The 22326-nt window shown below is 66.6% G+C and carries 23 protein-coding genes; 11 read left to right on the top strand and 12 right to left on the bottom strand.

What is annotated here, in order from left to right; translation table 11 throughout:
• Positions 1 to 144 precede the first annotated feature (144 nt).
• Positions 145 to 585, top strand: coding sequence for a hypothetical protein (locus LZC94_22600; GenBank protein ID WXB20001.1), 441 nt, complete (start codon positions 145 to 147; stop codon positions 583 to 585).
• 576 nt (positions 586 to 1161) lie between these two features.
• Here the strand turns inward: LZC94_22600 and LZC94_22595 are convergent.
• A complete protein-coding gene (locus LZC94_22595; protein ID WXB20000.1) occupies positions 1162 to 2550 on the bottom strand; it encodes an alpha/beta hydrolase in 1389 nt (462 codons plus the stop codon).
• A gap of 195 nt (positions 2551 to 2745) precedes the next feature.
• Positions 2746 to 3135 (bottom strand): hypothetical protein, encoded by a 390-nt coding sequence (locus LZC94_22590; protein ID WXB19999.1) that lies wholly within the window; start codon positions 3133 to 3135, stop codon positions 2746 to 2748.
• A gap of 215 nt (positions 3136 to 3350) precedes the next feature.
• Between LZC94_22590 and LZC94_22585 the strand changes: the two genes are divergently transcribed.
• Both LZC94_22585 and LZC94_22580 read left to right on the top strand, forming a co-directional pair.
• Positions 3351 to 4517: a hypothetical protein gene (locus LZC94_22585; protein WXB19998.1), complete on the top strand. Its 1167-nt coding sequence runs from the start codon at positions 3351 to 3353 to the stop codon at positions 4515 to 4517.
• 3 nt (positions 4518 to 4520) lie between these two features.
• On the top strand, positions 4521 to 4670 hold the full coding sequence (locus LZC94_22580) for a hypothetical protein (GenBank protein ID WXB19997.1): 150 nt from the start codon (positions 4521 to 4523) through the stop codon (positions 4668 to 4670).
• An 18-nt stretch (positions 4671 to 4688) separates the two neighbouring features.
• Here the strand turns inward: LZC94_22580 and LZC94_22575 are convergent, their stop codons facing one another.
• Positions 4689 to 5756, bottom strand: a complete 1068-nt coding sequence (locus tag LZC94_22575; GenBank protein WXB19996.1) for a hypothetical protein — start codon at positions 5754 to 5756, stop codon at positions 4689 to 4691.
• A 77-nt stretch (positions 5757 to 5833) separates the two neighbouring features.
• Complete coding sequence (locus tag LZC94_22570; GenBank protein WXB19995.1) at positions 5834 to 6469, bottom strand: hypothetical protein; 636 nt, start codon at positions 6467 to 6469, stop codon at positions 5834 to 5836.
• A 335-nt stretch (positions 6470 to 6804) separates the two neighbouring features.
• Here LZC94_22570 and LZC94_22565 point away from each other — a divergent pair, with 335 nt between their 5' ends.
• Both LZC94_22565 and LZC94_22560 read left to right on the top strand, forming a co-directional pair.
• Complete coding sequence (locus LZC94_22565) at positions 6805 to 8001, top strand: glycoside hydrolase family 104 protein (protein ID WXB19994.1); 1197 nt, start codon at positions 6805 to 6807, stop codon at positions 7999 to 8001.
• A gap of 88 nt (positions 8002 to 8089) precedes the next feature.
• Positions 8090 to 9019: an alpha/beta hydrolase gene (locus LZC94_22560; GenBank protein ID WXB19993.1), complete on the top strand. Its 930-nt coding sequence runs from the start codon at positions 8090 to 8092 to the stop codon at positions 9017 to 9019.
• 135 nt (positions 9020 to 9154) lie between these two features.
• Here LZC94_22560 and LZC94_22555 read toward each other — a convergent pair whose 3' ends face one another.
• Together LZC94_22555 and LZC94_22550 are read right to left on the bottom strand one after the other, a co-directional pair.
• The gene (locus LZC94_22555; GenBank protein ID WXB19992.1) at positions 9155 to 9613 is read right to left on the bottom strand and encodes a carboxymuconolactone decarboxylase family protein; all 459 of its coding nucleotides are present in this window, start codon (positions 9611 to 9613) and stop codon (positions 9155 to 9157) included.
• Between the two features lie 33 nt (positions 9614 to 9646).
• Positions 9647 to 10084 carry a cupin domain-containing protein gene (locus LZC94_22550; GenBank protein WXB19991.1) on the bottom strand — a complete coding sequence of 146 codons (438 nt, stop codon included), beginning with the start codon at positions 10082 to 10084 and terminating at the stop codon, positions 9647 to 9649.
• Positions 10085 to 10174: 90 nt separating this feature from the next.
• Between LZC94_22550 and LZC94_22545 the strand changes: the two genes are divergently transcribed.
• Both LZC94_22545 and LZC94_22540 read left to right on the top strand, forming a co-directional pair.
• Complete coding sequence (locus LZC94_22545) at positions 10175 to 11587, top strand: PLP-dependent aminotransferase family protein (GenBank protein WXB19990.1); 1413 nt, start codon at positions 10175 to 10177, stop codon at positions 11585 to 11587.
• A gap of 36 nt (positions 11588 to 11623) precedes the next feature.
• The gene (locus LZC94_22540) at positions 11624 to 12475 is read left to right on the top strand and encodes a hypothetical protein (GenBank protein WXB19989.1); all 852 of its coding nucleotides are present in this window, start codon (positions 11624 to 11626) and stop codon (positions 12473 to 12475) included.
• Between the two features lie 5 nt (positions 12476 to 12480).
• Here the strand turns inward: LZC94_22540 and LZC94_22535 are convergent, their stop codons facing one another.
• Both LZC94_22535 and LZC94_22530 read right to left on the bottom strand, forming a co-directional pair.
• Positions 12481 to 13920: a hypothetical protein gene (locus tag LZC94_22535; protein WXB19988.1), complete on the bottom strand. Its 1440-nt coding sequence runs from the start codon at positions 13918 to 13920 to the stop codon at positions 12481 to 12483.
• Positions 13921 to 14398: 478 nt separating this feature from the next.
• Complete coding sequence (locus LZC94_22530; GenBank protein WXB19987.1) at positions 14399 to 15046, bottom strand: TetR/AcrR family transcriptional regulator; 648 nt, start codon at positions 15044 to 15046, stop codon at positions 14399 to 14401.
• Positions 15047 to 15103: 57 nt separating this feature from the next.
• Here LZC94_22530 and LZC94_22525 point away from each other — a divergent pair, with 57 nt between their 5' ends.
• Entirely contained in the window at positions 15104 to 15886 is a 783-nt protein-coding gene (locus LZC94_22525) for an SDR family oxidoreductase (GenBank protein ID WXB19986.1), read from the top strand.
• Positions 15887 to 15900: 14 nt separating this feature from the next.
• Here LZC94_22525 and LZC94_22520 read toward each other — a convergent pair whose 3' ends face one another.
• Positions 15901 to 16506 carry a cysteine hydrolase gene (locus LZC94_22520; protein ID WXB19985.1) on the bottom strand — a complete coding sequence of 202 codons (606 nt, stop codon included), beginning with the start codon at positions 16504 to 16506 and terminating at the stop codon, positions 15901 to 15903.
• Positions 16507 to 16806: 300 nt separating this feature from the next.
• Between LZC94_22520 and LZC94_22515 the strand changes: the two genes are divergently transcribed.
• From LZC94_22515 to LZC94_22505, 3 genes are read left to right on the top strand one after another with little or no spacing between them, the layout of a single operon-like run.
• Positions 16807 to 17547 (top strand): serine/threonine-protein phosphatase, encoded by a 741-nt coding sequence (locus tag LZC94_22515; GenBank protein WXB19984.1) that lies wholly within the window; start codon positions 16807 to 16809, stop codon positions 17545 to 17547.
• Positions 17544 to 18122, top strand: coding sequence for a hypothetical protein (locus tag LZC94_22510; GenBank protein ID WXB19983.1), 579 nt, complete (start codon positions 17544 to 17546; stop codon positions 18120 to 18122). Before LZC94_22515 ends, LZC94_22510 begins: the two co-directional genes overlap by 4 nt.
• 34 nt (positions 18123 to 18156) lie before the next feature.
• Complete coding sequence (locus LZC94_22505; protein WXB19982.1) at positions 18157 to 19107, top strand: hypothetical protein; 951 nt, start codon at positions 18157 to 18159, stop codon at positions 19105 to 19107.
• Positions 19108 to 19113: 6 nt separating this feature from the next.
• On the opposite strand, the gene LZC94_22500 is transcribed toward LZC94_22505, so the two are convergent.
• The 3 genes from LZC94_22500 to LZC94_22490 form a co-directional block, all read right to left on the bottom strand.
• A complete protein-coding gene (locus LZC94_22500; GenBank protein ID WXB19981.1) occupies positions 19114 to 19893 on the bottom strand; it encodes a class I SAM-dependent methyltransferase in 780 nt (259 codons plus the stop codon).
• Between the two features lie 116 nt (positions 19894 to 20009).
• Positions 20010 to 21593: an amidase gene (locus LZC94_22495; GenBank protein ID WXB19980.1), complete on the bottom strand. Its 1584-nt coding sequence runs from the start codon at positions 21591 to 21593 to the stop codon at positions 20010 to 20012.
• A 176-nt stretch (positions 21594 to 21769) separates the two neighbouring features.
• Positions 21770 to 22279, bottom strand: coding sequence for a GreA/GreB family elongation factor (locus tag LZC94_22490; protein ID WXB19979.1), 510 nt, complete (start codon positions 22277 to 22279; stop codon positions 21770 to 21772).
• Between the last annotated feature and the right edge of the window lie 47 nt (positions 22280 to 22326).

Here is a 22326-nt window from a genome sequence, read left to right as displayed (position 1 = left end):
TTCGATTCGACCGATGGAGCCGCAAAAGTGACGCGTAGAGGAGGGGTAGAAACGGCGCGCGCGCAGAAGCAGAAGTGCCGATTCCTAGCTTACCGGTAGGTCATCTGCCTATCGGCACTGCCAATGGGAAATAAAGGGAAGATCATGCGAAATATTGCAAAGTTCATGACGACCGCCGCGAGCCTCGCACTGGCTGTTGGTGCCATGGCAACCATCCACCCGACCGTCGCGCAGGCAAGTGATTCTGCCAGCGATGCCCCGGGCGCGGCGCAAGCCCTGGACGCCGCCGAAGCCCAGGCGGAGCGCGGCACGTACGAAGGGTGTCCTTACGGTGCTGTCTGCATTTACCCGCAGAACGCAGGTTGGAACAACGGCAAACCGTCCCATGTCTATACCAAGTACGGGGCCTACAATCTGAGCAATATGTTTGGCGTGCACCGCTTCTTCAACAATCAGTACGGCGGCGCGGTCGCGCGGTCCTGCACGGGCTACAACGGCACCGGCTGCGAGGGCGACTTGACGGAGTACAGCTTCATCGACAAGGACTTCACGCCCATCAACTCGATCACGCTCGAGCAGCGCTGATCGATCCCCCCCGTCGCACCTCGGGTCGGATCGCAACCACGCTCCGACCCGAGCGCAGCACGCCCGCGCCACTAACGAGCGCCCCCGGCGCTTTGCGAGCGCCCGCGGCGCGAACGAGCGGCGCTACGAGCGTCTGCCGCGCCCGCGCCGCTAAACGAGCGTCTGCCGCACCAACGAGGGCACGGCGCTAACGAGCGTCTGCCGCGCTTTGCGAGCGCCCGCGGCGCTAACGAGAGCGCGGCGCTAACGAGCGTCTGCCGCGCTTTGCGAGCGCCCGCGGCGCTAACGAGAGCGCGGCGCTAACGAGCGTCTGCCGCGCCCGCGCCACTAAACGAGCGTCTGCCGCACCAACGAGAGCACGGCGCTAACGAACGTCTGCCGCGCTTTGCGAGCGCCCGCGGCGCTAACGAGAGCGCGGCGCTACGAGCGTCTGCCGCGCTTTGCGAGCGCCCGCGGCGCTAACGAGAGCGCGGCGCTAACGAGCGTCTGCCGCGCCCGCCGCGCTCACGAGCGCTCGCCACACTTTGCGAGCGCCCGCGGCGCGCACCTTTTACGAGCGCCCGCGGTCGCCGCGTCTCAAGGCGTATTCTCCCAAAGATCGGCCGTCCCCAAGAACTGCTTGGCCAACTGCGGCGTGCCCTCGAAGGCAAAACCGCGCAAATGCCCCATGCAGGACGGATCGATGGGCGCCCGCGGATCTTTCATGAACGAAATCCACATTTGCTCGCCGCACGTCATGCGATCGTTCCCGGCGATGTAGCTCGTCGACATGACGGGATGCCCCGCGTTGGGGACGGAAATGAACGTTTGATTCGGCCGCGTGTAGTGCCCCGCGATCTGACGGGCGTCCTCGATGCGCGTTTGCGGATCGAGTGTACCGTTCAACAGCAGCATCGGCACCCGGGTATCCGGATATTCCGCGACATGGCGGTCATGCGGATAGCGCGGCCAGATATCGTAAAGCTTGCGGAGCAAGGTCGACTCGTCGGCCGAGGCGAAGGTCGCGGCCTGCGCCCGCTGCAGCTCCTCGAGCGAGGGCGGCGTGGGCGCGCTGATTTCGCTCAGGATGATGTGCATGTAGAGCGCGTCCGCAAAACCGTCCTCGGACCAAGGCGCGTCGCTGGGCTGCCACCGGAAACGCAGCGCGATCTTCTTGACCGCTTCGACGTCCGCGGGCCCGCAGCGCAAGGCCCGATACGTGACGGCCGGGATCAGAACGCGGAGCCGCGCGGCCGACAGCAAGGTCGCAAATGCGTTGCGCATGTCTTTACGCGTGACACCGGCCTGCGCCAGCGGCGCGCACGTCCCCGCGTCGAGCGCCTCGTGAAGGGCGCGCAGCCGGTCTTCGGGGTGGGGCCCCAGCTTGCCCGCGCAGAACGGATCCGTGCCGCAGCCTTGCATCAACTCGCGCGCGATCTTGTCGAAGAGGGTGTCGGAGCCGAAGATGTCGGAGGGCGGCGTGTGCACCAGGCCGTCGAGGGTGACCGACGTGGCCTGCCGCGGAAAGAACTGCAAGTAGCGCTGCGCCCAGATCGTCCCGTACGAAATCCCGAGCACGTGCACCTCGTCGTGCGCGCGGCGCGTGCGCCCGATGAGCGCGCCCAGATCGTGGGCCGCGTTGGTGGTCGTCAGCTGGGCCAGGCCCGCGCCCCACTTCGCCTCGAGCGCGTCGATGCACGGCGCCCAGAACGAGAGCGCGTCCGGCCGATCGCCCAAGGGCACGCTGTTGGGGCACCCGAAGATGTGCGACTGGCCGGTGCCGCGGTGATCGGGCAGGTAAACGTCGACGGTGGGATCTTCGCGGTGAAGGGTGAGGGCCGGCTTGAGCATATCGAGCCCGGAGCCCCCCGGTCCGCCCGCCAAGAGCCAGGCTTGCCGCCCCGAGGGCTGCGCGGCCGGGAGCCTCCGGACGAAGATGTCGATCGTCTCGCCCCGGGGATGGTCCCAGTCAAGGGGCAGGGGCACCGTCGTACACTCCGCATGCTCGCCCGTCTCGAGCGGACACGGTGTCCACGTCAGTTCGCCGCCGCCTCCACAACCTTCACCCTCCTCACCGTGGAAGGCCAGCATGAAAGGTACGAAGCCCAAAAGAAGAACGCGAGTACGCATGGTGTTGAAAGGATGACGCGCGCCAGGGCGCCAGGTTGCGAGTTTGTCGATTCAATTCCGCCCGAAGAAGCTTTTGGCCTCGGGTTTCAACCATTGGAGCAGGAGAGGGAGGGTGACGGGCAAGCAACAGAGGCTCGTCAGGCCCATGCCAATCAATACCACGTGGTACGTCCAGGCCCATGGCTTCTTTGGTAAGAACGGCGCAATGCCATAGGCCACCGTGAGCAGGGGGCCCGTCACCAGGAAGATCCAGCGCACGCCTTCCCCCGCACCGTTCTGGCCGGATGAGCCGATGGCGCCCATGGCCGTCACCCCGATGTAAAGGAGCGCCATACATGCTGCATATGCGATGTACCAACGCCATATCGACGGGGGACGCGGTGCTTCGACGGCGTGCGAGGGCACATAGGGCACACCGATACGCTGGTTGGGATCGTTCACCTTTTCATGCGTAACGATGGTTCGAGGCCCTGAAAAGTTTGCCCCATCATTTCGAAGCGATACCGCAAAAAAAGAACGCGAATCGGCGAAGTCGGCCGCACATCGCATAAGAGAATTGCACGCGATTTTGCATGTGGAACATGCGACGTCCACGTGGACGTTCGGCCGCGATCCACTTGCGACCATAGTGCGCCATTCTCAACTTTCAAGACGCGATGCACCCCGATCGGACGCCTCTGCCGCGTCGGTCGCTGCTCCTCGATCGGCGCGGCGTATCGGCGGTCGAATATGTGCTCCTTCTTTGCGGGATTCTGCTCCTGGTGGCGGCGGGATATCGCTTGTTGGGCACCCACAATGCCCAAGTCGCCGCCCGCGCGACCAAGACGCTGCAGGGCGGTCCTGGCGATCCCGCGAGCCCCGGCGGCGGCCTTCCTCCGGGCGGCTGCCCCGGCGGCGTCGGCGCGGGCAATGCGGCCGGCGACCCCGGCTCCTCGTTGCCTCCCGGCTCCTCCGACCCATCCTCCGGGCAGCCCGTCGCGTCCAACGACGAGGGCGGCGGCGATAGGGGCGGTGGCGATGGAAACGAAGGAAGCGGGGGCGAAAAGAACGAAGGGGGAGGTTTCTGGGGCGGGGTCGGGGACTTCTTCAAGGGCGCCATTCAAGGGGATTTCGGCGGCGACAACGGCTGGTCGGGGATCGCCGGGCAGGTGGTCACCGGCTTCATCCCCGTGGTGGGGCAGATCGCCGACGCGCGCGACACCATCGCCGGCATCAAGGCGGTCGTAAACGGTGAGCCCGGCGGCTGGGCCCAGCTTGGCGGCGCCGCGGTCGCGTGGATCCCCGGCGTGGGCGACGGTCTCAAGGCCGGGATCAAGGGTGCGCGCCACGCCGACGAGGTGGCGGATGCGACCGCCGGGGTCATCGCCAAGAACAGCGATGAAGCGGCCAGCCAAGGGGCCAAGGTGGCCTCCAAGGCGGACGCGCAGCGGCTCATCGACGAGTCCGAGGGGCGTCAGTTCGGCAACAACACCGGACATGCGCGCGCCCACGTCCCGAAGGAGGGCGAGGACGCCGCGAAGCTCGCGGAATCACGTCGCAACGCCAATGGCAATCCGTATCAGAACAACACAGTGTTCCGCACCGGCCGTCACGGTGAGCAGGCGCTGCGCGACATCATGAACGAGCGCGCCGACGATCTGGCGAAGCTCAAACCGGGCGATCCGCCCGTTCAGGGAACGCATACGTTCCAGTACACGGTGGAGGGCATGAACTCCGCCAACGGCGGACCCGCGCAGAGGGTTCAGATTCGGGCGGCCACGTACTCCATCGTTCGGCTGCCCGATGGAAAGCTGCACCTCATTCACTTTGCGCCCCGCATGTGAGAAATGGTCACGAGCTCGAAGAACGTGACCTTCGACGTGCTCGCGCCCGGCCTTGCCGAGCTGGCGATCCCCGAGGGCCCGAGCGACTTTGGTGTGCGTTCCTCCGGGACCTCTGGCGCGACGCGGGGGCGCTCCAATTGGCCAAAGCGCTGATGTAAAATCTTCGCCGAATCAGTCGTCCGAATCGCTCCCCGGCGGGGGTGCCCATGATGCGGCGGCGCCGGCGAGCGCGGGGATGGGCTCCCCGCGCGGAGGGATTCGATCGGCCTGCGCAGGATCGATCCACCCGAGCCCGGAGGCGGCGGCCGTCTGCGCGATGGCCACCATCGAGAGGAACGCCGCGCGGATTTGTGCGGGCTCGTGCTCGGCGCCCATGGCGCTCAGCTCGATCAGCACGCTGCCGCTGCCCCGCAGCCCGTACGCATTGCGGGCGATGCCCTCGTAATCGCCGCCGGGATATTGCGAGACATTGCCCCCCGCCGCGTTCATCGTCTGCTGCACGAGCACCGTGATGCGTTTGGCCAGCTCCACCTGCTCGGGCTTCGTATCGGGGTGGGTGGGCCACTTCACCGATCCGGTGATCTCGCGGCCGCCAAGGTCGCGATAACGGCCTTGCATATGGTAATCGACCACGATGGCCGGCGCGAACGCGGTGTACTGCCGCTGAATGTGCCCGGCCTCCGTGGCCGGATTGTCGTCCGGCTGGAGCGCGGGGTTATGGTACCGATTGATATCGTACCCCTTGCCGCGCTCCCCGTACTCGGGATTGGCATCGGGATCGTAGTTGTACCGCCAGTTGCGCTCGAACCCATCGGCGTTGGCGCGCACCACGATGGCCACCGTCACCCGCGAACGCAGCCAGCGCTGCCACGGGCCATCGGAGGCCCCCGCCAGCCGCAAAAATTCGAGCGCCGCCGGCGTGCCGAGCGGCTCGTCCCCGTGCTGCTGCGTGACATAGAGGATGCGCACCGGCCCGTGCCCCACGCGCGCGCTCCACACCGGCCGGTCCTCGTTGGTGCGCCCAATCTCCGATACCTCGACCGCGCCCCGGCTTCGCCGCGCGATGGCGCGCAGCTCGGAGGCCAATTCTTCGGTGCTCGGCCGAGGATCGATGGATCGGCCTTCGGACAGCATGTCCGCCGTCTGCTGCACCGGCGGCTCGCCCGGCGTTTCGCCGCCGCTGCAGGCCACCATCGAGGACGTGACGTATGCCGAAAGCAAGAAGACGGTTTTACGCATGCCCCATGCTGCACACACTCGCGGCCGATCGCTAGAACGGAGTCGCGCGCTCGCCCCGCGTACACCATCCCACGAGCTTATCGCGCTCCAGCTGCGGTTCGGCGCTCGGCCCAAATGGCGTCGAACGCGCATCCATGGTCGCCCGTGAGGATGGGATGCATCGATACGTCGCCGCGCACCCTGCAGAAGTCGAACGCTCCGGCGATGACCCCGGCCACCGAGATCAAATGGGCCTGGGCCGCGAGCATGGGCTTGGGCATGCCGTGGAGCACGATGGTGACCGCCCCATCGTCGCGCACCAAGCACTGCGCCTCCCCGCAATGGCAATAGACTGCATCATAAAATTGCGTCGCGAAGCGATAAAGGCCCTTGGGGGTGAGCCCGAACAGCCGCACCGCCGTATCGCGGGTGGTGCGCAGCCATGGCCGGGACGTGGTCCGCACCATCAAGGTGCGCCCCCAATTGAAGGTCGCCCGTTCACCGAGGACGTGATGGTAGGCATTGGCGAGCTCCAGCCCATAATCGAGCGGCACCCACGCCAGCCGGGGTGCTTCCGCGATCGCATCGAGGTGCTGCTCGGGGCAACGCTCGCGCACGGCACGGGCCACCGTCGGCGTCAGCTCGTCGATGAGCGCGAGGCACTCCCGCAAGTGGCCTGCGCGCATTCCGGGGATCTTCTCCGTGGGCCGTGCAGGATACGTGATGACGTTCATTCGATGCCCCGACGTCTGCTTGCGATATCCCCCCGTGCTGGCGATGCCGGGCAGTCTAGTGGACGCCCTGCTCCCACGCTCGAACATCGTGCGGGCTCAGCGGGCCAAATCGCCATCTGTCGAAAAGGCGCCCTCAGCGCGGGAATCGAGCGCGGACTTTTCGCGCGCCAAACACATTCGACCAATCGGATTATCGCCGTCGCATGGAAAGGCCATTGCCGCTCGTGGAACGGGTCGTTCCGAAATGAGCCCCGTCGGCGCGCGCGGCCGCGCAACGATCCGCGTGCAATTGCGCAGAGATCCGCGCGGTCCGAGTATTGCTGAACGCGACCCACATGAGAACGATTCTCCGCGCCATGGGCGTATTGCTTCTCGCGGTGCCGGTCTTCGCATGCAGCAGCAAGCCCGGCGAATCGACCCAGAGCCCCGGGCGCACCGAGGCCGATATCATCACGGTGAAAGCTTCCGATACCACGCGATCCACGCTCGGGGTCGCGAGCTGGGGGATTCACATCGACGAATCGTCCGCCACGGTGATTCACGGCTACGACGGGTCGCGCGCGTCGATTATCGAATTTCAGCAGAGCATCGTACGGGGTTCGCGCGATACGTTCGAGGCCACCTTGCGCACCAAGGGGAGCAGCGCCCGAATGAAGCTCGAAAAGGGCGCGGACCCCTCGCAAGCGCGCATGGTCGAAAATACCTTCGCCAACGATGCCGAGGCCCACCGCGTTCTCGCGCGGATCATCGCCGACGTGGAGAACCAGCCCGCGACCCGCGCGGGCACCGGGCTGCTCGACAAAGCCGGGGAGGTGCACGCAGCGGATCTGGTGTCCGACGGATCCACGCTCTACCAGCCGGGCAAGTGCCTGACGAAGACCTGCAACGCATCGCTCGTCGGCTCGGCCTCGGCCGGGGCGCACGCCGTTACGGATTGCGACTCCTCGGGCGCCAACTCCACCAACTGCTCCGGCAGCCTGCAGAACGCGCAGCGCACGAGCAATCAATCCACGTTCGCCTGCACCACCAGTGAGCAAAACCGCGGTCCGGCCAATGCGCCCGCCGCCCCCAGCTGCTCGCCCGATCTGGCCAAGGACGCCGTACCGGCCATGCACCGCGCCATGCTCGATACCATCGCCTACACCGAGGGCACCGCCGGCAGCTGCGGAACCGACGGTTACAGCACCGGGGTCGGCTACCATTGCATCGAGAGCTGCGCGAGCCATCCCAATACGTTGTGGGGCAATTCCACGGCGGCGGGTCGTTATCAATTCCTGAACAAGACCTGGGCGGGCCTTGGAAAGAGCGATTTCGGTCCTGCGAACCAAGACATCGCCGCCATCGAGCTCATCAAACGTCGCGGGGTGGACCTGCCCACCGATCGCGCCCTCTCGGACAGCGAGTTCGAAGACGCGATGCGCAAGCTCTCGCCCGAGTGGGCCTCGCTTCCCTACGCGACCTACGGGCAACCGACCAAGTCCCTCACCGAGACCCGCGCCCGCTACTGCGCGGCGGCGGGCTGCGATTGCTGACATTCGGCGCGGCCGCCGTTTTTCACGTGGCGTGACATCGCCACGTTCCTTCTTGGCATCGCGGGACCCGCGTCCTAACACTGCGGAGATGACCCGCCCGCGCGTCGCGCAACACCTCCGATTCGCCGCTCGTACCGCCCTCCTGTTCGGCCTCGCCGCGTGCGGGCACACCCCCGAGCCAGCTGCCGCCCCCTCGGCGCAGGCGGCGACGTCCGCGCAGAGCACCGTCATCCGCGACGGTCGGATCACCGCGCCCGACGGCGTGACGCTTCACTACCGCGAGGGCGGCCGCGGATCGATCGCCTTGTTCTTCCTGCACGGCTGGCTTGGCGACGCCCATTGGTGGGACGAGCAGCTCACCCATTTCGCGCCGCGCTACCGGGTGGTGGCCATGGATCTGGCCGGCCATGGCGAGTCCGGCAAAGACCGAAAAGCCTGGTCCTACCAGGCCGCCGGCTCCGACGCCCGCGCCGTGGCCGAAGCCCTGGGGCTCGAGCGCATCGTTTGGATTGGGCATTCCATGTCGGGTGAGATCATCATCGAGGCCGCGAATCAAATCCCATCTCGAACGGTGTGCCTGATCCCCATCGACACCCTGAAACGAATCGGCGGCCCGGCGACCCGCGAGGAGACCGAAGCCTTCTTCGCCTCCCTCGAAAAGGATTTTCTTCCCGCCGCGCAGGCCATCGTCAAACGCAATTTCGTACCGACCTCCCCCGAGCCCGCGGTGCAGCGCGTGCTCCGAAGCGCCGCCACCGCAGAGCCCCGCGCCGTCGTCCCCCTCCTTCGCAGCGGCTTCACCTACGACGGCCGCTCGGAAATCCGAAAAATCAAAGTACCCATCGTAGCCGTCAACTCGGACTACGAACCAACCCACGTCGACGAAAACCGCAGATACGCACCTCGATTCGAGCTCATTCCGATCAAATCCACGGGCCACTGGCCCATGCTCGAGCGCCCGTCCGAGTTCGACCCATTGCTGCAACAGGCCATCGACCGCGGCACGCGGCAACGGTGAGCTCGCCCGCGAGGATCATCGCCCTTGGCTTCGCGGATGGCGCGGCACGCGGAAGGGTGTCCGCGCGCACGCGATGATGGCGGCGGCCTCGCCGCGCGCGCCCGCCGCGCCCCGAACGCACGACCAGGGCGTGCCCTACGCCTTGCGCGCGACCGCCACCGGCGTGCGCCGAAAGCCGATGGCCATCCGGTTGTACGTATTGCCCAGGCCAATGGCCATCGTCAGATCGACCAGCTCTTTCTCGCTGAACACCGCGGCCGCCGCGCGGTACTCCTCGTCCGGAATGGCCGTCTCGGCCACCCGCGTGACGGTTTCGGCCCACGCCAGCGCGGCACGCTCGCGCGGATCGAACAATTCGCCCGCCTCGCGCCAGGCTTGCAGGAGCGCCAGCTTTTCGACCCCGACGCCTTTGTTCACGAGCTCGCGCGTGTGCAGATCCAGGCAAAAGGCGCAACCGTTGATCTGCGAGATGCGCAATAGGATCAGCGCGACGAGGACCTCCGAAAGACCCGACTGCGCGATGTAGGCATGAATGCCGCCCAATGCCTTGACGGCGCCAGGGGCTACTTTGGTGTAATCGATTCGAGCGCTCATGTGCTTTTCTCCGTCATTTCCTTTCGTGTGGGATCATTTGTCGGGGGTGGTGAGCTCTTTGTCATGGCTGTCGACCACGAACACGGCGAGCAGCTTGGCGGGTTGCGTGGTGCTGGTGTTGCGCGTGCCGAGGTGGTGCGCGCCGGGGGATTCGTAGAAGCTCTCACCGGCCTTCAAGGTGCGCGGGGGCTCGCCCTCGACTTGGCTCTGGATGGTGCCCGACACCACGTACCCATAGATGAACGCCGATTTGGCGTGGCGATGAGGGCGTGACGCGACCCCCGGTGGAAATACCACTTCGACCGCCACGAGCGATTTGCCCGGAACGTTCGGAAGGACGCGCTCGAAGTTGGGGATGACCGTCTCGTGGGGGCCGGAAGGGGCGGTGTCGCCAGGGCCGTGGGCCACGACGGGAACGGCGACGGCCAAGCAAGCCGCGGCGGCAACGACGGTGAGGGTTTTGGGGTTCATCTCGGTCGCATCTCCTTTGCCACCATGGATGAAGCCCGCGTGGCTCATGGATAAGGACCAAGAATGAATTAGTTTAATGTACCACGACCGATGACGAAGCCTCTGCCATTCGAGCTCGACCGTTCCGCCAAAACGTCCTTGGCGGAGCAAATTCGCCGGGGAATCAGCGCGGCAATCGACAATGGGGCGCTGGCGCCGGGGGCGCGTCTGCCGTCGTGGCGCGACCTTGCCGTCCAGCTCGGCGTGGCGCGTGGAACGGTGCGCACCGCCTACGAACGATTGACCGACGCCCAGCTCATCGTGTCGTCCAAGTCGGCCGGGACGCATGTTGCGCAGCGGCCGGTGAAGACCAAGGCGCCGCCCGAAGGGCCTCCGGACCGGGGATCCATCCTGGGCATTTTGTTTCGCGACTTCACGCGCGGCCCCGCGCTCTTTCAAATGGGCGTGCCCGCGGCCGACTGCTTCCCCACCAAGCTCTTTGCCCGGATTCGCGCGCACACGGTGCGGGCCGAAACCGCCTCGCCCGCGAGCTATCCGGATCCGAGGGGCGAGGGGATCTTGCGGCGCGAGATCGCCGCGCACCTCGCGATCGCGCGCGGCGTGACCTGCTCCCCCGCGCAAATCCTCGTGACGGCGGGCTTTACGGGGGCGCTCGGGCTCGCCCTGCACGCGCTCGGCCTCGAAGGCCGCACCGCGTGGATGGAGGATCCCGGCTTTCCCCTGACCCGCCGGGGCCTCGAGGTCGCGCGGCTCGCGCCCGTGCCCATCCCCGTCGATGACCGCGGGCTGGACGTGGGCTATGGCCTGCAGCACGCACCCGACGCGGCGCTGGCGATGGTCACGCCGGGGCAGCAGGCGCCGCTCGGATCGACGCTCTCGCTCGAGCGGCGGGTGCGCTTGCTCGCGTGGGCCGCCCGAACGGGAGCTTGGATCATCGAGGACGATTACTTGGGCGAGCTCCAATTGAAGGGCCGGGCCGCACCCGCGCTCGCCTCCCTCGATACCGCGGGGCGGGTGATTCATATCGGCTCGTTCAGCAAAACGATCAGCGCCACCCTTCGCCTCGGCTTCTTGGTGGTGCCGAGCGCGCTGGTCGAGCGCTTCACCGAGGTCGCCGCGTGCCTGGCCCCGGCCCCGGGACCGTCGGTGCAGCTCGCGACCGCGGAGTTCATGCGCGAGGGGCACTACATGCGCCACCTTCGACGGACCAAACGCGTTTATGCAGGTCGCCGCGATGCGCTGAAAGCGTGCCTCGAAGCGCGGCGCATGGACGCGGTATCGACCGGTCTCGCGATCGTGCTGCGCTTGCCAAATGGCGCGCGCGATACCGACATCGCGCGGGAGGCTACCGCCTACGGGCTCGCCCCTGTGCCCTTGTCGCCGTGGTACATGTCGCCCGAGTGGTCACGATCGGGCCTGTTGCTCGGGGTTGCGACCACGCCCGACGAAGGGCTCGCCCAGGCGTGTGCGCGCTTGCACGGTTTGGTGGAGCGCTTTGCGTAGTGTTGCCCGGCTCGGGGTGGCAGGATGCTCCATGCCATGAAATCGATCCGCTCCACCTTGCCGCCGCGCCTCGTCGCGGCGAGCTTTGGCCTCGCGTCCGCCGGCATGGGCGCAGCGGCGTGCAACATGCTGCTCGACAACGGCGAGGCGCGGTTCGAGGGCGGTGATGCCGGCGGCCGCGATGGCGGCGGCCAGGGATCGTATTGCCGGCAGCAGCAACCCGCGCCCGCGCTTTGTTACGATTTCGACGATAGCCGGCCGCTCGACGCCGGATTCACCTTTCGCGCCGCGGATCGCAGCGTCGTCCAAATCGATTCGAAAAATTCAATCTCGGCGCCCATGGCGCTGCTGGTGGAGCTCCCCGAAGGACTGTCCGAGGAGGCCACCGCCTATCTGGCGCGGACCATCGAGGGACCGCTGCCGACCGAAACGCGCGTGTCCTTCGATATCCTTTTGGAGGCGGCCTCCCCGGCGGGCGACGTGGAAAAACCCGTCGCCAAGGTGCTCGATATCCTGGCGCGGTCCCCGGCCACGGGACCGCGCCGCTCGCTCGGCGTTACGATAGGACCGGAGCTCGCCGCCATCCAGGAGCGGATCCCGGGTGGAAACGACGGCTCCGTCGCCGAATATCCGAGTATCGCTTTTCCAGATGGCGCGGTGAAACCCGGCACATGGAGCCATATCGAGCTTCATCTCCAATGGCGGCAGCAGACGTATCGGGCGTTCGTCGGCCACGTGAAGGTGATCGACAGTCCGATGGCCGCAGCTTGGCCTTCCACCGACACGGGGGTGGAGCTGCGGCTCGGTATCAGCTACCGGCCGAAGAAGAAAACGAACTTCACGTGGCGCTTTCGTTATGACAACGTCGTCTGGAACGTCACCCCGTAATCACGTCACAGAGCTTGCAAAAACGCGACGAGATCGGACTGCTCCTGGGGGGTGAAGCCGATATTGAATCGCGTGTTGTAGAAGTTCACGACGGCGTTCAGATCCCTCGCCGAGCCGTTGTGGAAGTAAGGGGCGCGCGAGGCGAGGTTGCGGAGGTTCGGGCCCTTCATCTTGCCAAGATCGCTGAATTTCCCGGTGATCAGGCCGCGGCCGGGATCGGTGACCGTGAGCGTCTGCCCCGAGCTCTTCTCCCGGAACGTGTAGGTAGGGAGCCGCGCGACGTCGAGCCCTCCGACGGGGAACTGCGCGGAAATGCCGATATCGATCGGCAAGGACGTCGAGTGGTTGCCGATGTTGGGCGAGTCGTGGCAAGAGCCACAGAAGCCGGTGAAGGGCGAGGGGAGCCCGATGGTGTCACGAGGCCCATTGAGGCCGGGCACGTTGTCGATCGGGAAGCTCTTGGTGTTGAAGACGATTTCACCGCGGCCGACCGCGGCGCCCTCGTCGTTCGGCGGGTTCGTCTCCCAGGGCTTGAAGATCGTGAACACCTGGCTGGTGAAGGTGGCCGTTCGACCGGGCGCGCACGAGTTGGGAATGGCGCAGTTGAGCACGTCGTTGATGCCGATGAAGAAGTTCGGGCGCGTGTTGGTGTAGAGGAACGCGGCCCCTCCATTGGCGGCTGCACCGTTCAGGTCCTGAAAACCATTCCGCTGTTGTGCATTGAATATTCCGTTCTGGAACGACACGATGGATTGCCGGATGGCGTCCGTCGCATCGGCCGTGGCCTGCGCGTGGGTGCGGTTCGCGTCGTTCGCCTGGTGCGCCATGTTCGCGCGAATGAGGTCGGTGGTGTTGTTCGGCGGATTGACGTTCTCGCGCCCGTCCCACATGACGGTCGACAAGAAAAACGTGTTCGCCGACGGAAGCGGCCGCCGGTAGTTGCGAATCTTGGCTGCGCTCGGCGGCGTGGCGCAGCGAAGGGGATCGTTGAAGCCCGCGAGCGTGTAGTCGGCCGTCGCCGGGATGGGGAGCTCGACGCGCACGAGGGCCTTCGACAGCATCAAGGTGGAGTTCGTGCCGGGGTTCGCGTTCGACGTGCCGGGCGGCAGACAATCCGACCCATCGAAGAGGAACAAGGGATCGCGCGCCGGAAGGGTCCGCGCGTACTCGGGGGTGACGGTCCAGCCGAGCTCCTCCAGATGGCAGGAGCCGCAATTGCGACCGTTGACGCCCATATTTCGGAAAAATGGGTTGGTCGAGTCTTGAACGATGCGATTGATGGATACCGTCGAGGAGTGACCCAGCGCATTGGGTGTTCGATCGTCGAACAACGATTCGTCCGCGGCCATTTGCGCGCCGATTGGATCGTCCTCCGGCTCGGTGCTGCTGCTGCAGCTTGCAGTGAATGCGACGAGAGCCAGCGCCGTAGCAGTGCGATTCAACATGTGCACCCCCTTGCAGAGAGGTTTCGTCCCCGGATGGCATTCGAAGGGTGGAACGGTGCGAATGGACGCACCCGGCCGAATGGGGAACGTGTCACTCTGTATAAGGCCGAAGCAATCTGGTTTGCAATTTAATATTTTGGACACGCACTCGGGCAACGTCGAGTATCTCGGGCGGCGAGTGCTCCACGGTGCGCGTGCGGCGCATATCCATGAAAGCGATCGCAATGTCGATCGCGTTCATAAAACGATTGTAGCCGCGATTTTCTCGCTCCGAGCACGCTGGAGGCGATTATCAAAGTGCCCATCTGGGGCTCGGCGCCGGCTTCGATTTAAAAGCTCCAACGCGTGATAATTTTCATGGGTCGATTTTTCGACCTCGGGGTTCATAATTCCCAAACGCCCATCGCCGGGAAGCGCGATTCGCGCACCCTCGGAGCGGGTGGGAGGCGCGGCCCGGGGTGGCTCCGGAGTGCGCCCTTTACGGGAACTGCCCCGCGAAGGCGATGGCCAGCGCATCTTCGAGCAGCCGGGTGAGATCCGGTCGACCATTCTCCTCGGCCCAACGGAACAGCGCCGCGCGCAGGGCCGCGCAGCAGGCGCCGCTGGCGACCCATAGTTGGAACTCCAAGTCGCGGTCCGGCGGATCGCCGCGCAGCGCCTCGACGATGGTTCGCTGGATCGCGTACTGGCTCTCCCATTGGCGCGCGCGCAGGGCGGGCGTGGCCATCACCAGCTTGAGGCGCGCGAGGAGCAGCTCCTTGCCGCCGGGGACCACCAGCCGCGCGCGGACGCCCTCTGCGGCGCGCTCGTGCGAACCTCCGCCGACCATCAGCCCGATGTCCTCCACGAAGGTCCTTCCGATGCGCTGCACCAACGTCTCGTGCGGCGGCCTCGCCGCGATCCGCTCGGCGATGATCGCGTTGTATTCGTCGCTGAGGACCAAGTCCTCCTTGGTGGGGAAGTGCCGATAGACCGTCATGGCCGAGACCCGAGCGGCCTCGGCCACGTCATTCACGGTGGTCTCGTCGTAGCCGCGCGCCAGAAAAAGCCGCATCGCCTGCGTCTGAATGAGCCTGCGCGTCTCCAGGCGCTGGCGCTCCCGCAATGTTGGTGGCTTGCGCGTCATGTGTTACGTGCTATCGATGTGTTAGTTACTAACATCAACGGGTACGAGGGCACACGCATGGCGAAGCTGCTTGGAAAAACGGCATTGGTAACGGGGGCCTCACGGGGAATTGGACGAGCCATCGCGCGCCGGCTGGCGGCGGATGGCGCACGGGTTGCCGTGCATTACGGTAGCAACGACCGCGCGGCGAAGGAAACGCTCCAGGCCATCGAGGCCGCGGGCGGCCGCGCTTTTTCCATCCGGGCGGAGCTCGGCAAGGACGGCGACGTGGACGCGCTGTTCGCGGCGCTCGACCAGGGGCTCTCCGGGCAGCCGCTGGACATTTTGGTCAACAACGCGGCCGCCGGACCCGCAGGTCCCATCGAGGCGGACACCCCCGAGGCGTTCGACCGCCTCTTTGCCATCAATGTTAAGGCGCCGTACTTCATCATCCAGCGCGCGCTCCCCCGGCTCCGCGACGGAGGGCGCATCATCAACGTGTCCTCGGTGTGCACCCGAATTTCGACCCCAATTCAAACTTCTTTTGCGATGACCAAGGGCGCGCTGGAGATTATGAGCCGAACCTTGGCCAACGCGCTCGGCGGCCGCGGAATCACGGTGAACACCATCACCCCCGGCGCCACCGCCACCGATTTGAACGAGGCCCTGTTCGCGCAGCCGGGCGCCCAGAGTTTGTTCGAATCGATGACGGCCCTCGGCCGCTTCGGCCAGCCCGAAGACATCGCCGACGCCGTGGCCTTCCTCGCGTCGCACGACGCCCGCTGGGTCACGGGGCAGGCGCTCGAGGCCAGCGGGGGCATTTACCTCGGCCCGCGCGAGGCGCTCCCCGCGCAGGCCTGATCGCTCGCGCTGGGTTATCCGATTTGCGCGAGCACCTCGGTCGAAGGCATCGGCTTGGAGAACATCGGATAATCGTACGCGATGGCGTTGCGGTGCTCTTCGGGGGAGGTCGCGGCCAAGCAATCGGTGAGGGTGATCACGTCGAAGCCATGCTCGTACGCGGTCCGCATGGTCGACTCGACGCAACAGTTGGTGAGGAAGCCGCCCAAGATCACCGTCTTGATCCCTTTGCTCCGCAAAATGAAATCGAGGTTGGTGCTGGCGAAGGTGTCGAGGCCGCGTTTTCCTTCGATCACGATATCCCCGGGGGCGGGCTTCAGCGCATCCACGATGGTCGCGCCCCATGAGCCTTTGACGAAGGCTTTGCCATCGACCACACCTTTGAGGATGCCGTAGGGGTGCTTGGTCAGCTCCCCGTAATCGGCGGCGAACGTAATGGGGGCGTGCATGACCGTCACGCCCTTGCGCCGCACCGCGTCCACGAACTTGACGGTGTTCGTCAGCATGTTCGTCTCCGCCATGACTGGCGCAACGGCCTCGTGGAGCACGCCGCCCTTGGAGGTGAACTCGTTTTGATACTCGATGAGGACGACAGCAGTGGTGCGCGGATCGATCGTCACGTGAGCCTCCTTTTCGTACTTCGCGAAGCGGCGATTCTCCCACGCACGGCGATCGCGTGCGAGCGCGATCCCTCCACGTTAATGTTAATGGGGGCTTATGGCTGGAGCTTCGCAAAGTAGTAAAAGTAATTGCGGCTGGGGTAGCTGATGCGCGCACCTCGCGGATGTCCGTTTGTGCCTCGAGGAGGGTGCGCGCCGGCTACCACCTCGCCCCACCTGACCTCGTCGCGACCGTGCGTTTCCGCGCATCGCGCGCGCTGTCGAGGAAGAACCGTTCCGGAACGCCGTACCAGGAGACGAATGCTTCGATCGATGGAGGCGGCCGGTTCGAGCGGCAAGGGGCGAGATCGCGAGACGTGCACCGCGGCGTTCTCGGTGAGCGCCGTGCACGCGGCCGTGGCCGAGGGGGTCGGAAGCTTCTCGGGCGGCGCGGCGGCCGCGCGCATCGCCGTGGACGTGATCCCTGCGATGGTATCGAGCCTCGTGCCCGAGAGACATTCGGGCGCGGATCCGGCCGATGCACGGGCCGCCTCGACCCGCCATGTCCGAATGGCGATTCGCCACGCCAGCGGCTGCATCGCAGAGGAATCGTCCCGCGACGCGCAACATCGGGGGATGAGCGCGACCTTGGCCGCGTGCTTCCTCCTCGGGGGGGCGCTGGTCGTGGGGCACGCGGGCTCCTCGCGCGTGTATCGGGTGCGCGAAGGGGAGCTGACCCGCGTGACCGCCGATCATGGCTTCACCGTATTTTCGGCCTGGCGCGCGCCCTCGACGTATTCGGTCACCACCGCGGTCACGCGCGCGCTGGGCATCCGCGGCCACGCGGAGGCGGACGTCGCCATCGCCGAGGCCCTCCCGGGGGATCGACTGATCTTGGCCACCCGCGGCGTCTACAACGTGCTGCCGGAGGTCGATTTGCTCCGCGTCGTGAACGAGCACCCGACGAACGTGCAAAGGGCGGCCGAGCAGATCATGGCGGCGGTCGCCGCGTGGCCCGAGGCCGAGGACGATCGCACCTGCGTGGTGGCGAGCCTGCGATGAGCCTCGTCGACCGGATCCTGGAGACCGCGCGCTGGTGCGCCACGCGAGCCGATCCGAACGATCCGCTCTGGAGCCTTCGCTCACCCGAGCTTCGGCCGCCGCGCATCGCGTACATTCCGCGAAACGATTCGTATCCGCCATCGTTTCGTTCGAACGAGCTGTGGTTCGGCGCTCCCGCGGACGATCCCATCGATGCGATCCTCGAGCAGCTGGCGCGCATGCGCCGGGACCTGCTCGCACATCGTTCCGCGGCGCGGCCGGCCGGACGGCTCCTCGTCTACGAGCCAGGGGCAAACCTCGCCGACGGTGCGGCGGCCCGCGAGAGCTCCGGCTTCTTCGACGTGGACAACGCGCCCCCATGGGATACGTGGATCGCCGCCGTTCACACGAACGGCGATCCGCGCCGCGGCGACTACTACCTCCTCGCCTGGGTCCCCGCCGCGCTCGACCCACATGCGCAGCGCGGGATCGAGGTGAACCCCGAAGCGTGCATCCGCTCCTCGCGTCGTTTCGACTACGCGCGCGCGTGCCGCCTCGAGGCTGTGCTCGCGCGCTACGGCCTCCCATGCGATTGACTTCGCGCGCCAACGGCGGAAAGGATCGCGATCCATGACCATCTGGCTCTTGGCTTTGCTCGCGGCGGCCATTCTCGCCTATGCGTTTGCCCGCGCGAAGGCGTCGCATCGAAGCGTCGGGCCGCCGGAGACGCTTCGGAGCGCGGGGGCGCAGGGAACGTCGCGCGCGCCAGGGTCACCTCGTGTGGCGGAGGCGTCTGGCGGCGATGACTTCGTTCCGAGCTTGAAGGCCATCGCCTTCGCCGAGCAGAGTCTGGCCGAGGAGCTCGGGTCGATGGCCCGCTTCGCGCCCGCGGTGGGCGATGTCCTGGCCAAGGTGGAGGCCGGCGATGGCGCGGAGGCCGTTCGACACGCCATCGCGCTGCACGATGCAGGGACGTCGAACCCCGACCCGCTCCTACCTTCGCAAACGGAGCTCCTGCTCCTGGTCGCCCATGCGAAGGCCGAGTGCGGCGATCGCGAGGGCGCCGTCGACACGCTTCGCCGATTTTTGGAGGAGATCCGAGGGAGCTCGCACCCCGTGCTCCAAACGTGGTACCGGCTGCGGCGCCTGGGGGTCGAGCCGGAGAAGGACGAGGCCCGGCAGCCGTTGGGGCTCGTCGTCGAGACGGGGTATCCCGAGGGGATCGACACGGTCGTGGCCTACTCCGACGGCAGCTCGCGGTTCTTCAGCCGGCAAGGGGGGGCCGTGGTCGGGAAAGAACGCCGGGCCGAGGTTCACGAGGCCGCCCGTCGCGCGATGGCGGTGGCCGCGCCGTTGGTCGAGATGGCAGACGAATGGACCGCGCGCGGCGAGGTCGACCCGGGGCGGGTTCGCTTCACCTTCCTCACCCCGGGCGGGCCCCGCGTCCTCGAGGTCGATGCGCGCGATCTCGAGGCTGCAAAGGGGGCGCTCGAGGCGCTCCACGCGGCGGTCTCCGAGCTCGGGGCGCGGAAGATCGAGGGGTATTCGCGGGACGCCGTCCATATGGACATGCGACGATGAGCGGTCCTACTTCACCGCCCGAGCGTGAACGATCAGCGTGTCGGAGTCCGGCCCCAGCGGGGAACCATCGAAGCCGCCGTACTGCGCGATGATTTTGAATCCATTGTAGTGCAAGAGCGCTTCGAGCTCGCGGGGATAAAATTGCCGGTGGGCGAGGGGGGTCATCCACGCTTGGCCGCGTTCGTCTTCGAACTCCATGGAGACGAACAGGATTTGCCGAGGTCCGTCGTAATCGAACCGCTCGACGTAGCGCACCTTTCCGACGCCTGGATATGAAAAAGGCGCGCCGCGGTATCCTCGCTGGGGCGACCGACTCAGCTCGCTGGGATCCGGGATCGATATATCGAGCACGAAGGTGCCTTTCGGCGCCAAGTGGGATTTGACCTTGGCCAGAAAGCGCTCGACGTCGGCGCGCTCGTACAGGTGGAGGAACGTGTTGAAGGGGCACGCGATCAACGGAAATCGCTTCCCGAGCCGGACCTTCCGCATGTCACCGTGTTTGGCTTTGACCCGCGCGCGAACGCTCTCCGGCTCTTGCAGCAATTTTCGTTCGAGGTCGGTCAGCATGGCCTCGGAGAGGTCGACACCCCACGCCGTCACGCCGCGCCGGGCGACGGGGAGCAAGATGCGACCATTGCCGCAGCCGTACTCCAGCACCGGGCCCCCGGACGCGGCGGCTATATCGACATAATAGCGAACATCGTCCAGGCGGCGCTGGTACGTCTTCGTATAGTAGTCCGGGTCTCGGTAATGCGCCGTCGTTCCGGCGAGCAGCTCGTGATCCATGCGTGATCGCGCCTCGAAGCCGCGTAATATGGCGCGCGCGCCATTTCTCCGCAAGCTCCGGGCGCGAAGGGCGAGCGCAGCCTGCGCGCGGCGCTCGCCCGACGCGGGCTACGACGTCAATCGGCGCGGATCGATCCGCCCGATTTCGGCAGCGGCGGTGTGGTGGCCGGGAGGCGACGGTGGTGCGTGGCCTGTTCGAACGCATACGCCAGGCGGATGAGGGAGCCCTCGCTCCACGCAGGGCCCAAGAGCTCGAGGCCCACGGGGACGCCGTCGTCCGTGAAGCCCGCCGGGACCGTCAGCGCGGGGAGGCCCGAGTGGGCGCTCAATTGGCAATTCATCCCGCGCGGCGGTGCACCGAGCTTCGACGCCTTCTGACGAAGGGTCGGATAGACGAGCGCATCGAGGTGGTTCGCAAAGAGGGTCGCCAAGGTCGCGGTCTCGACGACCGTGCGATGCAGCAGCCGTTTTTGGCGCTCGATCGTGTGCCGGTGCCGTTGGGCGTCGGCCGCGGCCAGGAGCGGCCCCACGCTCGCGTCGTATTTTCCGGATGCCACGATTTCGGTGAGGCTATGCACCGGCGCCGTGGGGTGGGCGTCGAGGTAGTCGTTCAGATCGAACTTGAACTCCAGCTCCACCAGATCGGTCGGCGCGCCATCGAGGACGTCGCCGAACTCGGGCAGGTGCGGCATGGTCACGTCCACCACCACCGCGCCCTCCGCGCACATGGCCTTCGCCGCCTCGTCCATGCGCCGGGCCACCTCGGGATCGGTTCCATCGGCAGGCTGCAGGTTGGTGAGCACCCCGATCCGCGCGCCGCGAAGCCCGTCCCGCTCGAGAAAGGCCGTGTAGGTGGGCGGTATGTGCCCGATCCCATCGCGGGTGATGGGATCGGCCGGATCGTAGCCGGCGAGGGCGTCCATCGCGAAGGCGAGATCGGTCACCGAGCGCGCGAGCGGCCCCGCCGTATCTTGCGTGTGCGAAAGCGGAATGACGCCGCTGCGGCTGATCAAGCCGCGCGTGGGTCTCAGCCCGGTCAAATCGTTGTTGGCGGCCGGGCCCCGGATGGAGCCACACGTATCCGAACCAAGGCCGAAGCTGGCGAAGTTGGCGGCGACGGCCACGCCCGTACCCCCGCTCGAGCCGCCCGGCACCCGATCGAGCGCATACGGGTTCAAGGTCTGACCGAAGAGCGATCCGCGCGTCTCACCGCCGTACGCCCACTCGTGCATGTTCGTCTTGGCAAAGACGATGGCGCCCGCGGCCGAGAGCTTCCCGACCAAGGTCGCGTCGGCGCCGGAGGTCCAGCCTTCGAGGAGGATCGATCCCGCGGCCGTCTGCATGCGCGCGGTCTCGAAGTTGTCTTTGACCACCACCGGTATGCCATGGAGCGGGCCTCGCGGTCCGCTCGTCTTTCGCTCGTGGTCGAGGCGATCCGCCTGCTCGAGGGCATCGGCCGCGACGGCGGAGATGGCATTCAATGCTGGACCCTGCGCATCGTACGCGGCGATGCGGGCCAGGTACGTCTCGACCAGCGCGCGCGACGTGGTGCGGCCCCGATCGAGCGCATCTTGCAGCTCGGGAATGGACGCCTCGAGCGGATCGAAGTCCTGTTCGCCCAGCGCCGCGCGTGCGCTCGACGCGGGGGACTCGCCGGCCTCGCCCGCCTGGCAGGAGACGAGGAAGGGCGCAAACGGCAATGACGCAAGCAAAGGCAGAAAAACACGAAAAGAACGAAAGACGTAATTCGGTGACATGCAAACAGCGCGTGACATGCGAGCCTTTCTGTCGGGATTCCGCTCGCCAGCGGCATGGCGCCACATAGGGCCTCGCGCCGCGCGGGAATAGGGATCACGGCGAAAATCGAGCTGGCGCGTTATGCTTCCCCCGCGTAGTCGATGGCGACAATCTCCAGCTCTTCCTCGCCGCGCGGGGTTCGAAATGCGATCACATCGCCGGCGCGTTTGCCGAGGAGCGCGCGCGCGAGCGGAGCGCTGAACGCCAAACGGCCGTGTGCGGCATCGGCCTCGTCGACGCCGACGATTTCGTAGTGACGGGCAGGACCGGTTTCGCCGCGCACGGTAATCGTGGCGCCGAATCGGATTTCGTCGCGGGGCTGGGTGCGGGGATCGACGGGCACGGCGCTGGCGATGCGCTCGCCCAGCTCGTGGATGCGCGCGTGAAGAATGGTGAGGGCACGCACCCGATCGGGCTCGGGCGGCTGGGCCTCCAGGTGCGCGCGCTCGGTGTCCAGCTGCCGCAGCTCCGCGCGAAGCCGTGCGAGGCCGCGCGGCGTGACGTAGTTGGGGGAGCCTGCGGGGAGGGGCGGGCGCGGGACCACCAAGGGCTCGTCTTCGGCGTCGTCTTTCGTGAAAGCCTTGCTCACGCGCACAGCATGCCGAAAGCCACAACACAACGCACGCCCCGCGAGAG

The organism is Sorangiineae bacterium MSr11954 (assembly GCA_037157815.1).
GTDB lineage: Bacteria > Myxococcota_A > Polyangia > Polyangiales > Polyangiaceae > Pendulispora > Pendulispora albinea.
The sequence above is the reverse complement of the archived record's forward strand: the minus strand, read 5'-3'. Positions and strand labels throughout refer to the sequence as shown.

Coding starts and splice junctions, on each gene's coding strand:
- LZC94_22550 (WXB19991.1), bottom strand. CDS start 10,084: ATGAACCCCAAAACCCTCACCGTCGTTGCCGCCGCGGCTTGCTTGGCC.
- LZC94_22530 (WXB19987.1), bottom strand. CDS start 15,046: ATGACGCGCAAGCCACCAACATTGCGGGAGCGCCAGCGCCTGGAGACG.
- LZC94_22545 (WXB19990.1), top strand. CDS start 10,175: ATGACGAAGCCTCTGCCATTCGAGCTCGACCGTTCCGCCAAAACGTCC.
- LZC94_22500 (WXB19981.1), bottom strand. CDS start 19,893: ATGGATCACGAGCTGCTCGCCGGAACGACGGCGCATTACCGAGACCCG.
- LZC94_22510 (WXB19983.1), top strand. CDS start 17,544: ATGAGCCTCGTCGACCGGATCCTGGAGACCGCGCGCTGGTGCGCCACG.
- LZC94_22535 (WXB19988.1), bottom strand. CDS start 13,920: ATGTTGAATCGCACTGCTACGGCGCTGGCTCTCGTCGCATTCACTGCA.
- LZC94_22585 (WXB19998.1), top strand. CDS start 3,351: ATGCACCCCGATCGGACGCCTCTGCCGCGTCGGTCGCTGCTCCTCGAT.
- LZC94_22515 (WXB19984.1), top strand. CDS start 16,807: ATGCTTCGATCGATGGAGGCGGCCGGTTCGAGCGGCAAGGGGCGAGAT.
- LZC94_22565 (WXB19994.1), top strand. CDS start 6,805: ATGAGAACGATTCTCCGCGCCATGGGCGTATTGCTTCTCGCGGTGCCG.
- LZC94_22525 (WXB19986.1), top strand. CDS start 15,104: ATGGCGAAGCTGCTTGGAAAAACGGCATTGGTAACGGGGGCCTCACGG.
- LZC94_22575 (WXB19996.1), bottom strand. CDS start 5,756: ATGCGTAAAACCGTCTTCTTGCTTTCGGCATACGTCACGTCCTCGATG.
- LZC94_22580 (WXB19997.1), top strand. CDS start 4,521: ATGGTCACGAGCTCGAAGAACGTGACCTTCGACGTGCTCGCGCCCGGC.
- LZC94_22540 (WXB19989.1), top strand. CDS start 11,624: ATGAAATCGATCCGCTCCACCTTGCCGCCGCGCCTCGTCGCGGCGAGC.
- LZC94_22555 (WXB19992.1), bottom strand. CDS start 9,613: ATGAGCGCTCGAATCGATTACACCAAAGTAGCCCCTGGCGCCGTCAAG.
- LZC94_22560 (WXB19993.1), top strand. CDS start 8,090: ATGACCCGCCCGCGCGTCGCGCAACACCTCCGATTCGCCGCTCGTACC.
- LZC94_22600 (WXB20001.1), top strand. CDS start 145: ATGCGAAATATTGCAAAGTTCATGACGACCGCCGCGAGCCTCGCACTG.
- LZC94_22505 (WXB19982.1), top strand. CDS start 18,157: ATGACCATCTGGCTCTTGGCTTTGCTCGCGGCGGCCATTCTCGCCTAT.
- LZC94_22570 (WXB19995.1), bottom strand. CDS start 6,469: ATGAACGTCATCACGTATCCTGCACGGCCCACGGAGAAGATCCCCGGA.